General features: G+C 68.3%; 11 protein-coding genes. 5 read left to right on the forward strand and 6 right to left on the reverse strand.

The window, feature by feature from the left end; translation table 11 throughout:
• Window positions 1-9 precede the first annotated feature (9 nt).
• From KF715_19840 to KF715_19855, 4 genes are all read left to right on the forward strand, one after another.
• Window positions 10-1,050 carry a hypothetical protein gene (locus KF715_19840; GenBank protein MBX3738955.1) on the forward strand — a complete coding sequence of 347 codons (1,041 nt, stop codon included), beginning with the start codon at window positions 10-12 and terminating at the stop codon, window positions 1,048-1,050.
• Complete coding sequence (locus tag KF715_19845) at window positions 1,047-3,935, forward strand: hypothetical protein (GenBank protein MBX3738956.1); 2,889 nt, start codon at window positions 1,047-1,049, stop codon at window positions 3,933-3,935. The genes KF715_19840 and KF715_19845 overlap by 4 nt, the downstream gene beginning before the upstream one ends.
• Window positions 3,936-4,002: 67 nt before the next feature.
• The gene (gene dcm / locus KF715_19850) at window positions 4,003-5,139 is read left to right on the forward strand and encodes a DNA (cytosine-5-)-methyltransferase (GenBank protein MBX3738957.1); all 1,137 of its coding nucleotides are present in this window, start codon (window positions 4,003-4,005) and stop codon (window positions 5,137-5,139) included.
• Between the two features lies 1 nt (window position 5,140).
• Window positions 5,141-5,848, forward strand: coding sequence for a hypothetical protein (locus KF715_19855; protein MBX3738958.1), 708 nt, complete (start codon window positions 5,141-5,143; stop codon window positions 5,846-5,848).
• Here the strand turns inward: KF715_19855 and KF715_19860 are convergent.
• Entirely contained in the window at window positions 5,823-6,239 is a 417-nt protein-coding gene (locus KF715_19860) for a very short patch repair endonuclease (GenBank protein MBX3738959.1), read from the reverse strand. The genes KF715_19855 and KF715_19860 overlap by 26 nt on opposite strands.
• Window positions 6,240-6,361: 122 nt before the next feature.
• On the opposite strand from KF715_19860, the gene KF715_19865 reads away from it, so the two are divergent.
• Window positions 6,362-7,855 carry a DNA cytosine methyltransferase gene (locus tag KF715_19865; GenBank protein ID MBX3738960.1) on the forward strand — a complete coding sequence of 498 codons (1,494 nt, stop codon included), beginning with the start codon at window positions 6,362-6,364 and terminating at the stop codon, window positions 7,853-7,855.
• Here KF715_19865 and KF715_19870 read toward each other — a convergent pair.
• From KF715_19870 to KF715_19890, 5 genes are read right to left on the reverse strand one after another with little or no spacing between them, the layout of a single operon-like run.
• The gene (locus KF715_19870; protein MBX3738961.1) at window positions 7,805-8,611 is read right to left on the reverse strand and encodes a hypothetical protein; all 807 of its coding nucleotides are present in this window, start codon (window positions 8,609-8,611) and stop codon (window positions 7,805-7,807) included. The two genes, KF715_19865 and KF715_19870, sit on opposite strands and share 51 nt — an antisense overlap.
• 32 nt (window positions 8,612-8,643) lie before the next feature.
• The gene (locus KF715_19875; GenBank protein ID MBX3738962.1) at window positions 8,644-9,579 is read right to left on the reverse strand and encodes a hypothetical protein; all 936 of its coding nucleotides are present in this window, start codon (window positions 9,577-9,579) and stop codon (window positions 8,644-8,646) included.
• A gap of 1 nt (window position 9,580) precedes the next feature.
• A complete protein-coding gene (locus tag KF715_19880) occupies window positions 9,581-11,428 on the reverse strand; it encodes a hypothetical protein (GenBank protein MBX3738963.1) in 1,848 nt (615 codons plus the stop codon).
• Between the two features lies 1 nt (window position 11,429).
• Window positions 11,430-12,419, reverse strand: a complete 990-nt coding sequence (locus KF715_19885) for a PD-(D/E)XK motif protein (GenBank protein MBX3738964.1) — start codon at window positions 12,417-12,419, stop codon at window positions 11,430-11,432.
• A complete protein-coding gene (locus tag KF715_19890) occupies window positions 12,416-15,067 on the reverse strand; it encodes a hypothetical protein (protein MBX3738965.1) in 2,652 nt (883 codons plus the stop codon). Before KF715_19890 ends, KF715_19885 begins: the two co-directional genes overlap by 4 nt.
• Window positions 15,068-15,205: the final 138 nt, after the last annotated feature.

Below are 15,205 nucleotides of genomic sequence, written 5' to 3' on the forward strand. Positions count from 1 at the left end.
CCGATAAGCTTGGGCGAACTGCTGGACGGCTGCGCGCCGCATCTGGATCACGGCGACCTTGAGGTCACGCTCCGCACGATCCGGCGCGAGCTTCCTCCGGGGGCGCCACCCGAAATGCGCGCTAAGCTGGAGATGCTGTTCCGCCAGGCCGATCAGGGCCGATGGATCACGGATCTCCTCGACGCAATCGTCGCGATTCCCCATCTTGCCCCGGAGGTTACGCAATGCTGCACCGGGGTTCGCATGCGGCTGGTCATGCAAGCGCAGATCGCCGGTTACCAAGCAAGGACGCCTTGGAAGGCGCTGGTGACGCGCCAGCGCGCGTTTGTGGACCGCGACAAGCTCCGAACCTTGGCGTGGCACTATCTGGGCGGTCAGAACACGCCGCCCATCCTCCTGGTCGTGACGGACGGCGCGATCGGGAAATCCCACGTCTGGAACCTGCTCGGCCACTTGGGCGACATACTCCCGAACATGCTGTGCGAACTGCTGGATTTCCGGCGATTCGGTCAGCCTTCGATCGGCCCGCGGCATGTCTTCGAAACCATCGTGCAGCGACTCAACCTGAACGTGACCCCAAGCGTCGACTCCCTCGCCCAAGAGACGAGAGTCGTGCGGAAGCTGGTGGACGCGTTGATCGGCGGATTCCGCCGGCAGCCACACGATCGGCATTTCTGTCTGGTGTTCGACAATCTCAATTATCCGACCCTCGAGCCGGAGGTGTTCGAGCTCATTGTGGAGCTTGCGCATGCCGTGCAAAGCGGAAGCATCCAACGGGTCAGGCTTGCGCTGATCGGCTTCGACCGGGATTTGCCGCCGGAATGCGAGATCTGCACGGTGACCCACACACTCGACCAGATCACGACCGAGCATGTGCGCACCTACCTGCGGGATATCTTCGCGGCGGCCGGGAGGAGTCTCGGCCCCCCCGAGTTGGATCAGCTCTTGAACGAGGCAATGCAGGGCCTCGCGACCCCGTTCGACGCAAAGTCGCTCCGGGAGCTTGAGCGCCGGTTGCTGAAACTATGGAGGTCGATGCACGCGCTATGACGAAGCATCACGAACTCCGGCCCGTCGATCCCGCGACCTTCGCCGCGTGGTTGCGTGGCGTCGGACTCCGGGACGATGTCGACCTCCGCGAGGCGCTGCGGCATGCGGCGGTGCTCGCCGAATTCGACCTTGAGGATCCGTTTGTCCAGGCGCTCGCTCCCACTCCGGAGCAACGCGAAGCTCTGCGGGCGCGCTGCGAGCCGGTCGAGGCGGAAGACGGTTCGAACCTCTGGCGGCTCCGTCCGGCGGAACGACAGGCGGCCCTCAGGACGTTGGGGCCCCGGGATCTCGTGAGGCTTCTCTCGATGCGGTTCCCGGACCGGGAATCCGAGCGCCAACGGCTGCTCGACCGGATTCTTGTCGGCGGCGAGCCGGACTACTCGCGCAACGACCCGGTGCAGATCGGCATGCTGGTCGAAGTGTGCGGATGGCTCGGGGAAGCCTGGCACACCCCGTCGATGGCAACCTTGAAACGGGACCTTGCCCGCGCACGGATCATCGCGCCGTTTCATCGCCTGGCCGGCGACCACTTCGTCGGGCGCAAACAGGAACTCGACAAACTTGCGGACCACGTGGGGGCGTTGCCTCCGAGCGGCTGGGGTTCGCGCGCCCGACGCGCATCGGACAGCCTGTTCGACACGTTCCGGCCTCGGCCGCCGCTGATGCTCCACGGGCCGGGCGGCGTGGGAAAGTCGTCGCTGCTGGCGAGATTCATCCTGGATCACATGGGCACGGGGGAGCGCGAGGAGACGCCGTTGCCCTTCGTTTATCTCGATTTCGATCGACGAACCATCGACCCGCTCCGCCCCGCCACTCTCCTGGCGGAAGCCGCGGCGCAGCTGCTGACGCAATTCCCCGAACGCATGCCGATGCAGGAGAAGCTCTGGTCCAAGCACCTCCTCGCCTCATCGGAAGCCTTCTCGGACTCCGACGCATCATACAGCGAGCGGACGTACTATCTCGATCGGCTGGTGATCGAACGGTTCGCGGAACAGTTGGAGGATGCCTTCCGGGGCTCGCCCCAACCGATCCTCTGGGTCCTCGACACATTCGAGGAGGTCCAAGCGAAGGGCGAAGCCGCCGTCGAGGGCATCTGGCAGTTCATCCGGGCGATTTCGGCGGAGACGAAACGGGTCCGTTTTGTGATCTCGGGCAGGGCGCCGGCCGCCGGACGGCTCACGACACTGGAACCGAGGAAAATGGAGCTCGGGGAGTTCGACCGGGAAGCCGCCGCGATGCTCCTGCAAAGGATGGTCGAGGGAAGCGTCGCCGACGGGGGACGGGACGATGCGTGGCGGATCGCAGGCTTGGTGGGCGGGAGCCCGCTCGCGCTGCGCATGGCCGCCCGTCTCATCCGCGACGAGGGATGGAGCTCCCTGGATGAATTCCGGACCGGGTCGTTCGGTTTCCTCCGGCTGCAGTCGGAGAAAATCCAGGCTCAACTTTTCCACCGCATCCTCGAGCATCTCCCCAAGGAATCCCTGCGGCGGCTCGCCTTTCCCGGCTTGCTGGTGCGTCGCATAACTCCGGAGGTGATCACGGAGGTGCTCGCCGGACCTTGCGGGCTGATGATCAGCCGTCCCAACGGCGCGCGCAGGCTGTTCGCCGAACTGGGTCGGCGCCTTGACCTGGTGATGGTGAACGAAAGTGACGGTTCACTCAGCCATCGCCCGGATGTGCGCAGGCTGATGATGCCCGCGATCGCGGAAAGTGACCCCCGCTTGGTGCGCCGGATCCATGAGCGCGCCGTCCGATACTACTCCGAGAGAACCGGCGTGACGGCCCGGGCGGAGGAAATTTATCACCGGCTGCAGTTGGGCGAAAGCTCCGCGATCCTTGATCGCCGATGGAGGCCGAACGTGGGGCCATTGCTGACCGGAAGCTTGGAGGAGTTGCCCCCGGCGGGGCAGGTCTACCTGGCACGCAAGCTCGATCTGCCGCTTTCACCCGAGCTCCACGAGGCCGCCACGTTCGAGGATGCCGAGCAGGAGGTGCTACGGCAGTCGCGCTTGCTCATGCGTCGCGCGGACCTCTCCGCGGCCTTGTCGTTGATCGAAAGCTTCAATCTGCGACATCGCTCACGATCGGGTGAGCTCCGCCTCATGGAGGCGGAGGCGCTGCGCATGGCCGGACGACTGGAGGATGCCGGCGAGGTCGCGACGAAAGCCCTCTCGGAGATCGGGCGGGACGGAACACCCAAGGGATTGTCGGTCGCGACGGACCTAATGCTCCTGCTCGCCGGCTTGGCGGAACAGAAGGGAGAACTGCGAACTGCGGCGGAACACGCCGGCGCTGCGGTCGCCGTCGCCGCGAGCACAGGCAACCAACTCCAGCTGCTGCGCGCCCGCGTGATGCGCGCCAGACTCACCGAAGAAGGTCCGTCGGAGATTCGTCTCCAAGCCTTGGCCGAGGTGGAAAAGTCTATCACGCCGGATTTCCTGAGACTGGCGAGGACCCGTCCGGCTCTCCTCCGCGAGATGGCCGCGTTGGTCGGCGCCCGGCACCCTCGCGTCCTGTCGTGCGCCATCGACCGGCTCGAGCCCGATCTGGTGGGACGAAATCTCAAAGCCACCGCCGAACTCCTTGCGACGTGGCACCGCCGGCTCCCCCCAGCCCTCCGACGGCGCATCAGCACCGAGCAGGAGACACCACGATCGGATGAGCCCGGACCGTGGCGCGATTGGCTGGAACGGCAGGAAAGAAACCGGCTGGGCAAGCGGCTGCTGTCGCTCTGGCGGGAGGCCCCGTTGTCGCCGGAGGAACGCGAAGCGCTCGCGAATCTGTTCCGCGGCAGAATGCGGACAATCCGCAGCACCCACGACCGCTTGCTCAGCGACAGACCGTTCCGTCTGCGCGGGGAGCCGGATGACTCGCCGCTCGCCTAGAGTCGGCGCCCCGGCACGAAGTTCGTTCTTGTGCTTTCCTCCCTGACCCGGGAAAGCATTCACGCACATGAGAATCGCGGGACTGTTCGCAGGCATCGGCGGCATCGAGCTCGGCCTCCAGGAGGCCGGACACGAGGGACGCCTGCTTTGCGAGATCGACGCCGGCGCGAGCAAGGTCCTGGCTGAAAGATTCAAGGACACGGAGATCGTGGCGGACGTGCGGAAGTTGCGCTCCCTTCCGAAGGAGGTCGACCTGCTCGCCGGCGGCTTCCCGTGCCAGGATCTGTCACAGGCGGGCGGGACGGCCGGCATCAGCGGCCGCAATTCCGGCCTGGTGACCGAGATCTTCCGGCTGATCAAGCGGCGCCGACCGGCATGGCTCTTCTTGGAGAATGTGTCCTTCATGCTCCAGCTCGCGCGGGGCAACGCGATGGATTTCGTGGCATCGTCCTTGGAGGACCTCGGCTACCGCTGGGCCTACCGCGTCGTGGACTCGCGCGCGTTCGGGGTGCCGCAACGGCGCAAGCGGGTTTTCATCATCGCGTCGCTGAAAGAGGATCCGCGATCCGTGCTGTTCGCCGACGAGGCCGGTGATCCCGCCGAGATGGACCACGCCGGCCTGGCGTGCGGTTTCTACTGGACCGAGGGGACGAGAGGACTCGGGTGGGCGGTCGACAGCATACCCACGCTCAAGGGCGGATCGACGGTCGGCATCCCCTCGCCTCCGGCGATCTGGTGCCCCGATGGTCGCTTCATCACGCCGGACATCCGCGATGCGGAGCGACTGCAGGGCTTCCCGGTCGACTGGACCCTTCCCGCAGAGACCGTGACACGCGCATCGATGCGCTGGAAAATGGTCGGCAACGCCGTCACCGTCCCCGCCGCCGCGTGGGTCGGCAGCCGCTTGGCCAAACCCGGCAAGCCGGTGCTCGCCGCTTCAAGGCCGCTCAAGGCGGGAACCCCGTTCCCCACCGCGGCTTGGTTCGATGGCAAGCAGAGGCACGCCATCGAGATCTCGCAATGGCCGCTGGCGAATCGCTGGCCCTCGTTGCTCTCCTTCCTGAAATTCCCCGGCAAGCCCCTGTCACGGAAAGCCGCCGAGGGATTCCTCCGACGCCTCACCGCCAGCTCGCTGGATTACCCGCCGCGATTCGCCGCCGACCTGGCCCGGCACATCGAGCGGCACGGCGACAAAGCTGCCTGAAATGTCCATCCTGCACGAACTCGAAGCCTCCTCACCCCGGCCCGCGATCGATGCCTCGCGAGAGGAGAAGAAAAATTACGCCGAGCGGCTGTCGCGGCACCTTGCGCTCAAGTTCGCCAACGCGCTCCGCAGGGATTTCGAGGGCATCCTGCCCAACGCCGACGGAACCAGGCAGGAATCACAGGCCCGCACCGCCCGAGGCGTGAAGAAGCTCGACGTGAACTACAGCACGCCCGAGCTGGGGCTCGGTCTCGGGGTCAGCATCAAGACCATCAACTATGCCGACGCCACCACGGGGCGCTTCACCAAGAACTACTCGCGCGTCGAGAACGAGCTTCGGGCGGAGGCGGACGACTACCACCAGCGCCAACCGTACGCCGTCCTCACGGGGGTGATCTACCTGCCCCTGACCAGCTGCCACGACAGCCGCGACATTTCATCCTTCGGCAGCGCGGTCCGCTATTTTCGGCATCGGGCCAACCGACGCGAGCCCGATGATCCGACCGATCGGTTCGAGCGACTCTTCATCGGCGTCTACGATGAGCGAAGCGGCGACGATTGGTATCTCGACGTCCTCTCACCGCCCCCGCGACGCGGAGTGCCGGCGGCCGGATCCCTCCTGACGTTCGCGCGGCTGATCGACGAGATCCGCGACACCTACGATTTGCGGAACAATCCGCCGTTCATCTGGGCCGACGAGCAGGCGTGACCACCCTCGCGAGCCGGCGGGCCAGACGGCCACGGCCGGACTTCACGAGCTCATGTTCCCAGATCCGAACAACGCGCCAGCCGAGCATACGCAAAGAGCGATCAACCCTCCGATCGCGAAGACGGTTCTGCGTCACCTTGCGCTCCCAGAACTCCGCGTTGCCGGAGGGACGGGTGTAGTGCCGAGGACAACCGTGCCAGAAACATCCGTCCACGAACAAGGCCACCCGCTGCGCCGGGAACACGAAATCAGGACGACCGGGCAGCTGGCTGCCACGACGCCAGCCCCTGACCCGCAGCTCGCGCATGATCGCGATCAGGCGAATCTCCGTCGAGCGGTTGCCTTTGCCGCGGATGCGCGACATGAGGGCGGACCGCGCCGCCACGTCCATGATGTCGGTGCGCTTACTGGCAGGTGTCACCGGGACGATGATGGCCGTCCGGCGAGCGGAAGCAAACCGGGACGCGCTTCGTCCTGGACATCTCGCACGCCGGCCGGCACCAGGAGGTGTTCATGTTGATCCCGGTCATCGATCTCTTCGCCGGCCCCGGAGGCCTGAACGAGGGCTTCAACCGCACCCGCGACGTGCGGGGGCGAAGGGTCTTCGGCACCGTGATCTCGGTGGAATGCGACCCCTTCGCGCACCGCACGCTCGAACTCAGGGCGCTTTTCCGCAAGCTCGCCGAGCGCGGCGATTTGGACGACTACCTTCGGTACACGAGGGGTGAGATCACGCGGGATGAACTCATGAGGCGCGCGGGCGACCTGGCCCAGTCCGCCGCGGAGGAGGCGATGCAGGCCCGGCTGGGGGACCCGGCGCATGACCGGGAGATCGAAGCCCGCATCCGCCGGGCGCTGCGCCGGGCTGGCTCGGGCGAGTGCGTGCTCATCGGTGGCCCGCCTTGCCAGGCGTACTCGCTGGTCGGGCGCGCGAGGAGAAGGAACGACGCCACTTTCGCGGAGGATCACAAGCATGTCCTTTACCGGGAATACCTGCGGATCGTGGGGTTGTTCCGTCCGGCGGTGTTCCTGATGGAGAACGTCCCCGGGCTGCTCTCCGCGAAGTTCCAAGGCGCGGGGACGTTCGACATGATCTGCGCCGATCTGCGGTCGGCGGGATACACCGTCCACGCACTCGGGGATGGCGCCGAATCGGACGACCCGCGACGATTCGTCGTCCGGGCGGACGAGCACGGGGTGCCGCAGTCCCGCGCACGGATCTTCCTGCTGGGTCTCCGAGCCGACCTCAAGCTCGCCGCGGCGCCGCTCATGCGCCCCGATCCGGGCGTGATCCACACGGTGGCGGACGTCGTCTCCGACCTGCCCGCGATACGCAGCCGCCTCTCCAAGGGCGGTGGCGACTCAGGACCCGCCTGGGCCGCGGAAATCGCCCGCGCCTTCACGCCACGGCGGATCGCGGCGATGGAGCCGGTGGTCGCGGGGCGGCTCGCGCATGAGCTTTCCGGCCTGCGCACGGATCTGCCGCTGGGGGCACCGCACATGGAGCGGGCCCGCGGAGGCCCGCGCGCGCTGCGCGAATGGTACGAGGACGCCCCCTGCGGCGTGCTCAACCACAACAGCCGCGGCCACATGGCGAGTGATCTGCACAGGTACATGTACTGGGCCGCCTACGGCGCGGTGCACCATCGCTCACCCACCCTTCACGATGTGCCGGCATTCCTGCTGCCGGAGCATGCCAACGTGGGCCGTGATCCGGACACGATGCCGTTCGGGGATCGCTTCCGCGTGCAGCTCGGCAAGCGCCCGTCCACGACCGTCGTGTCACACATCGCCAAGGACGGGCATTACTACATCCACCCGTCCGCCCGGCAGTGCCGCAGTCTCAGCGTTCGCGAGGCGGCGCGGCTTCAGACCTTCCCAGACAGTTATCTCTTCGAGGGACCGATCACCGAGCAGTACAAGCAGGTGGGCAACGCCGTGCCGCCATGGCTGGCGTCACGCCTCGGCGCGCTGGTCCACGGCATCCTCACGGGCCGCGCGCCCTGACCGGATGCTCGCCAGCGGCGCGATCTCGCCGCGGAGGGCGCGGACGCTCTGCCCGAAAGTCTCCCGCACGAGCGCGCGGAGCTCCTCGTCGCCGGCGGCCTGGAACTCCATGAAGGCGCCGAGGCGCAGGATGCGCTTCTGCTGGTCGCGCAGGAGCGTCGCGCGGTTCACGTCCGGGTTCGCCCGCGTCGTCTCGAGGAGAAGGTCCGCCGTGACACCGGCCAGCCGCCGGTTGCCGGACAGGCTGGTGCGCTCCATCAGCTGCACCAGCTCGTCCTCCCCGAGCGCATGGATCCTGTGGTAAGGCGCCGGCGCACCCGCCTCGTGCAGCACGGCGCAGCGCCACCAGAGGCGACCGAACGTGTTGCGCTGGCGGTGACGCGTCGTGATCCAGCGATCGGAGGCGTCCGGCCCCCGCGACGTCCCCCAGCGCCACCGCACGAGGTCCGGCACGAGCACCAGTGTCATGAAATGCCACATCCCCTCGTGCGCCGCCTGGTGCGGTGTCAACCGGAGGAACCGGTGCAGGCATTCCGACCACTCCGCGTCCGCATCGGTGTTGCGCGCCTGCTCATGGGGATATCCGTGCCGCATCGCGATCTCGGTCAGCCTTTCCGCTAGCTCCGCGAGATGGCTCACCGGCGCGCGGACGCTTCCGCCGGTCGGGAGATAGACCGAGGCGCGGTGCGCCGTGGCGCGGGCGCGCCGGCAATCGTCGATCCCGAGCGCGGCGCGCTCGGCCGCGAGCTTCTCCATGGCGGGGCTCCGTGCCAGCTGCGGATAGAGGATCACTGGTCCCCTCCCCTCATCGCCTGGGGCGAGTAAAGTCCCATGGCTGCTTGGATCGCCATCGCGAGCTTCGCCGGCTCGGTCTTCATTTTTTCCTGAAGGGCGACCGGCGACTCGCCCGGGAACACCCGGGCCAGCAGATCGGCGAGCACGCGGCCGGCAGTCCCGGCCTCGTGCGGCCCGAGCTCGAGGTCGCGCGCGTGACACAAGGCGAGGTTCACCATCTCCACGGCAACCGCGTGCTTCAGCCCGGATCGGATCGCGAGCTGCGCCTCGGTCGGAGCCGTGCTCACCAGCGCCTGCCGGAAGATCTCATGCCGGGAGTTGACCAGCAGGCGCAGCGCCGCCATCGCGGGCAGCGTCGGATCCGGCGGGGAGAATTCCAAGCACCAGCACGCGGACGCCGGGCCCACCGCGTCCGTCACGAAATCCACGACCGACATCGGGAAGCGGGGCGCGTCGCCTTCCAGCAGGACGCTGATCGAGTCCTCCCACAGGACGCTGCCGGGCCTGCGCGGGGCGAGCCGGTCGCGCTCCATCGCGGGCGACGCTGCGGCGAGCACGAGGACGGAGCGGAGCTGGAGGGAACCGGCGATCTCCTCGGCGGGGACCGTGATCTCCAGCGTGAACCGCTGCCGGCCTCCGGACGCACCGACTTGGATGTGATGGGCCGCCCCGCAGCCCCGCAGGCTCGTCTCCTCCGACCACCATGTCGGGAGCAGGGAGACGAACGCCCCGGGCTTCAGGCCGCCGCTCCGGCTGAGTCGCACGAGGTCGATCTCGATCTCGCGGGTGCACTGCAGCGCGAGGCTCGGGTCCCAATCGCGGATCGGCTCGCCATCGGAAAGTGACCGCCCGTGCAGCGCGCGCCACGGTCCCGCCGAGAAACACTCGGGATCAGGACGGGCGTATGCGGGGGAACGGACCGTGCGCATGTCAGGATAGCTCGAGCGTGACTCCGACCACCACATCCCCCGGCACGCCAATGAGGGCCTCCCAATCTCCGCCGTCCGACGGCCCCAAGTTCAGGGCGCCGGTGCGAATCACCGCGCCACCGGAACGCCGCCATCCGACCACCGAGGGGATCTCGCCGCCGCGGGGCGCGTCGGACTCCGCGCCGCCGCCGGCCAGGAGCACCCGCGGGCGCGCGATCACCGTCACGTCCCCTCCGACTTCGAATGGCACGGCGAGCACGACACTTCCCTCGAAGGATTGCAGCCGGCCGGGACCCGTCACGGCGAGGCCGCTCGGCGCGCGGCCGCCCCCGCCGCCTCCGCCCCCCCCCCGGGGCACACGGCGCGCGCCCGTGCCGGGTGCGGAGATCAGCTCCCCGAGCTCCGCGGAGACGGCGCCGAGCGGATCCTGCTCCAGCATCCCGAGGTCGGGCCGACCGGCGTCCGCGAACGCGTTCGCGATCGTCTCCACCTCGCGGAGCGCGACCCGCACGATCTGCCGCTGGCGCTCGTCCGGCATGTCGTCCGTCGACCAGTCGTCGTGGCTAGGCGGCTCGGATTGCGCGAACGCATCCTCGACGTCGGCCGCATCGGCCGCCACGAAGAGCCCGGCGTATTCGAGGGTTTCCTCGGGATAAACGCGGCAACGCTCGTAATAGATCACCTGCCCGGGGGCGCGGATCATCGCCACGTGGTGGGTGGCCCCGCGCCCGTCATCCCCGATCTGGTCGCGGAACTGGTGGTTCTCGATGCGGGCGACCTGATGGCGCTCGCGCGGCTGCGTCGGCGCCAGCGCGATGCTCACCCAACCGAGGCGTTGCGCGCGGGAGTTGCGGACCTCGTGCACGGACGCGGGCGGCACCACCGACCTGCCGGTCCGGAGGTGATCGCGCAGGTTGCGCAGCGCGTCCGCGTAGAGACGCAGCGGGACGTGCTTCACCGGGTTCGGGACCGGCACCGCCCGGCCGTTGTACGAAACCTCGAACGCGAGCGTGCCGCGGTCGTCGCAGCCGCCCAGCATGCGCGGCCAGAACCAGATCGCCATCGATTCCGCGATGCAGCGGGCCGCGACGTCACCCGCCGAGGCCGCCGCGTCGAAGCGCGGGTCGACGATCATGATGCTAGTGCCGGTCTCGCGATCGGCGAACGGACGGAACCCGATCGCGGCGGCAAGGCGGGCGGCGGCCGCACCCTCGGCGGGACCGACCTTCCCCGGGGCGCGCCCCGCGGCTTGCACGCCCCACCAATGGCGGCCGGTTTCCTTGCCGTCGGGATTCGCGTTCCAGAGGGACACGCCGATGAGCCGCTCCAACGCCCGGCCCGACTCCATCGAGCGCGTGTGCACGATGATCGTCGCGGCCGCGCTGGTGAGGAAGTACTGGCCCTTGCCGAAACCGTAGGTGCCCCCTCCCACCGCCTGCGCCGTCCGGCCGAACATGCGGCAGAAATTCAGGAAACGATCCTCGGGCCGCGGCGTGCGGTCGACGAAGGCGGGGCCGGTCAGGCCGACCGTGCCGCGATCCTGCAGGATCAGGCGACCGAACTCGGTCCGCAGCTGCCGCGACAAAGGATGGTTGTCCGGCCGCTGGGACAGCACGATGTCCCTGAGCACCTGGCCCTCCGCCGCGCTGAATTTCTCGTGCATCGCCGAAAAGACCACGCGCGTCTCGCGGCCGCGGTCCACGCGCGCGTCCCACGCGTTCTGGACCGCCTCGCGCACGAGCATCGAGATCGGGTCGAGTCGCGGCCGGCCGAGCGCGCTGCGCGCCGCCTGACCGGGGGCACCGCCCTCCTCCTGAAATGTCTCGGACTGGAGCAGCAACGGTTCCATCTCAGTCGCGCAGCAGCGCCGCGATCGCCTCCTCCGCCGCCGTGTCGTCGATGGCGGTGGCGAGGTCCAGGTCGGCGTTGTACTGAAGCTCGGTCACGCCGGCCGGTCCGGCGCCGGTGGCGAAGCACGACGGGACGATCCGGGGAAAGCGATCGTCGACGATGAAGGTCCGCGTTTCGCGCAGCTCGAAAGCCGGCGTCGCGAGCGTGACGTCGTGGCCCAGATCCTCGATGACGTCCGCCAGATCGCCGCGGGGGATGCCCAGCGAGACCAGATCGTCGGCCAGCGACCGGACTGAGAGCGCGCCCGACGGGACGCGCTCAAGGCGCACGAACCGCACGTGCAGCGATCCACCGGTAGGCGGTTCCATCTGCATGAGGCCGTTCACCCGGACGACGCGGCCCACCTGTCGCGTGGTTGTCTTGGCCTCGATGGCTCGTCGTTCCCGCCGGAAATCATGCCGGCCGCCACGGCTGCCCTCCCAAGCCTCCCACGCGGCGCGTGCGTCGACCGTCGCGAGCCGGCGCAGGAGAAGCAGCTCGCCGATGAGGCCGGTGACGGAATCCTCCGCCGCGGCGGATCCTCCGAGGAGGTCCTGCCACTCCCGCAGGATGTCGACGCATTGCTCGCCGAGCGGACCGGCGGGATGATCCGTGACACGCCGCACGATCTCCGCGCAGAGCCGGGCAAAGGCGTCCTCCAGCTCGGCGCGCTTGCACCGCAGGACCAGCCATGTGTCCGTGTCGCCGCCCTCGCCGCGGAGCGTCGCGCGGGAAAGATGCATCGAGCGGTTCCGCCAGAGACTGCCATCGTCCGGCCCGGTGGCGTGCGGCAGGAGCAGATGGCGCGCCCCGTTCCGGTCGAGCGCCACCTGCACCTGGCGGCCCGAGAGCCACAGGCCGGTCCGCGAGCAGCGCAGTGATGCGGAGGCCGGGCGCTCCACGAGCCGCCACGTGCCGTCGAGTTCCTCGAACGTGCCCTGCTCCGTCATGCCGTGGCCTCCGTGGGATCGACCTCGGGCTCGTCGCTTTCGGTCGAAGGCTGCGGCTGGAGGTCCGCCTGCACATAATCCGCCGCACCGAGCCCGCCGCGGAGTCCCGGGAAGATCATCGCGATGCCGATCAGGTTGTCGTGCGCGGCCATCGGCGCGCGTTCGGTGCTCTCCCCCGTCTCCCGCGGGCGCGAATCCTTGCTGACCGGGTAGATCACCAGCACTCCCGAAGGGTCGTCGCCGCGTAGGTCGAAGAGATCCTTCACCTTCAGGTTTTCCAGCGCCGCGGGATTGAACTCCGGGCGGTCGCAGACGATGTCCACGCGACTCATCAGCGCCTTGATGTTGGCCGTCGCCGGATCACCCAGTTTCAGGCGAGAACGATTGATGCACGCGACCTCGAGGTCGGGCCGGAGCCGAACGGTGCCGAGCTCCGGGATCGCGGAGGAACGCCCCATCACCACCACGTTCCAGGTCTGCAGCCGTCCCACCCCGTTCTGCCGCGTGATGTAGTCGCACATCAGCGCCGAGTCCAGATCCCGGCTCCGCGGATGGAAACGGTACGCGCGGAGGAAACTCAGGATCCGGTCCACCGGCACTCGACGCCAGATCGCGCGTGAGTCGGCGATCGCCGGCGCCGGCAGCGCGCCGAGGAGGCGCCGCGTGGCGTCGAGGTTCCCCGCGACCCAACCCGGGTCGCGATGGGCGAAGTAGATCGTCTGCGGCCGCGCTCCCTCGTAGCTGATCTCGCCTCTGACCGCGAAACGCATCTTCGACGGCGCAGTCACCTTGATCCGAGGGAGCCGGCGGATGCGCACCGCGGCCTGCATCGGGGACAGCCCGCGGGCGCGGTGCGTCTCGATCTGCTCGCGCAGCTCGTCCTCGACCGTCGCGAGGTCGAAGAAATGATCGGCCATCTCGGCCGTCATCCAGATGCGGGGCAGGTCCTCGTAGTAGTGGCGGTAGCCGAACCAGCGCCCCATCTGCAGGATCGTGTCGTAGGCGTTCGCGCTGCGGGCGAAGAAACTCACGACCAATCCCTCGAGCGTGAGTCCGCGGGCGAGCGTGTTGCCACCGATCACCACGAGGATCTGGCCGCGCTCCTCGAACACGACGTTCGACTCCTCGTCACGGAGACTGTTGCTGACGACGATGCGGACGCGATCGAGCGCGGGAAAAAGGTGATCGCGCAGGTCGTCGAAATCCACCTCACCGAGCCGGGCATCCAGCTTGCGGCGGTCGATCGCGGCCATCTCCTGCGCCCATTGCGACTGCCACGGGCCGAACTCCCTAGCCCTCACCTCGCGACGGAGCGCGTCGATCGCGGCGCGGATCACGGGTTCGGACGCGGTGTGCACCGCAACCCGGTGCGAGGTGTGGATCAGCATCGTGCTGAAATCCATCGCGCGGGAGCCGATCGCCGCGCGGAAGAGTCGGGCGGCGGTGGCGAGGAAGAAATAGCGCAGCGCATCCACCAGCGAGGGCGTGGCCTCGAAGCGGAATCCGGCCATGGCACGCGTGGCCGGCCGGAGCGATCCGATCTCCGCCAGGGGGATCTCGCGGATCAGCGGCAGTCCGTCGGTGACCTCGTCGGGCTCGCTCGGGTTGAGCCGCGCGCGGCCGTGGATCCGGGCGGTGCCGAAGTAGTCCGGCGGCGGGTCGAGCGGGAAGATGAATGAGCGGGGATAGAGGTTCTCCGGGTAGTCGGGGTGCGTCAGCACGTTCGCGAACGGCGTCGCCGTGTACCCCACGTAGGCGCATTTCGGGAAGCCGCTCACGAGATCCACGATCAGGCCGTTGATTCGCGTGAGCTCGTCGCGGTCCATTGACCGGCCGGAATTGATCGATGCCTGGTCGGCCTCGTCGTCGATCACCAGGACCGGACAGGAACGGCGCAGCATCTCGCTGCCCTGCCCCAGCCAGTCGATCAGCCGGCGCAGCACGTTCGACTGCTTCTTCACCACGGCGATGGCGCGGGCGCCACCGGCTCCGCCGAGACAGAAATCGACATTGCGGACCGGCAGCGTCTCGAAGTCACCGAAGATCTCCCGCCGCGTCAGCCAGAACCAGCGCGCGTTGTCATCCCCGGAGAGGTCGCGATCGAGGCGCTTCTGCGTCTGGAGCCGAAGTCCGTTCGTCACGCCGCTCAGCACGATCACCAATCGGTAGCCGCAGTCAGCCGCCTTCGCGATCACGCCTGCAAAGTGCGCTGTCTTGCCGCTCTGGACCCGGCCGAACACGAGACCGCGGGTCGCGAACGCGGCGTTTCCGGGAGGATCGAGCAAACCCAGCGCCCGGCTCGTCGTGGCGTCGAGCGTCTCTACCATGGCGTCGGTCCAACCCAGCGCGCGCAGACGCGCGACGTAGTCGCGCCAGCAGCGCGCGTTGAGACCGGTCAATCCGTGGTACCATTGCAGGCGGGTGTCGTCCGCGATGGGGGCCGGCTCCCGGTCCTCGAAGAGGCGCCGTCGCGCGGCGAGGATCCGGATCGCCTCGTCCACCAGCGCCTCGGGATTGCGTTGGCGAATCGCGAAGCTCCGGGCGGCTTGGATGCTGCCGGAGGTGTTGAGCTGCATCTCCAGCAGCTCGATGATGCGGTCGACGGGGCTGTCGCCGTCCCCGGGGGCGGTCGTTGCTTGGTCAGGCATGTTGCGTGTCAGGCGCGGGATGCGGCCCTCATCCCGTTGGAAAATTGCGCGGAAATCGCGACGGCTTCCAGACCAATATGCCGGGAATGGCCGGGAAAGGCGAGGTCGGGCATCGGCGAGGCGCAGGCCCACCTCCGC

This window comes from Candidatus Didemnitutus sp., assembly GCA_019634575.1.
Lineage (GTDB): Bacteria > Verrucomicrobiota > Verrucomicrobiia > Opitutales > Opitutaceae > Didemnitutus.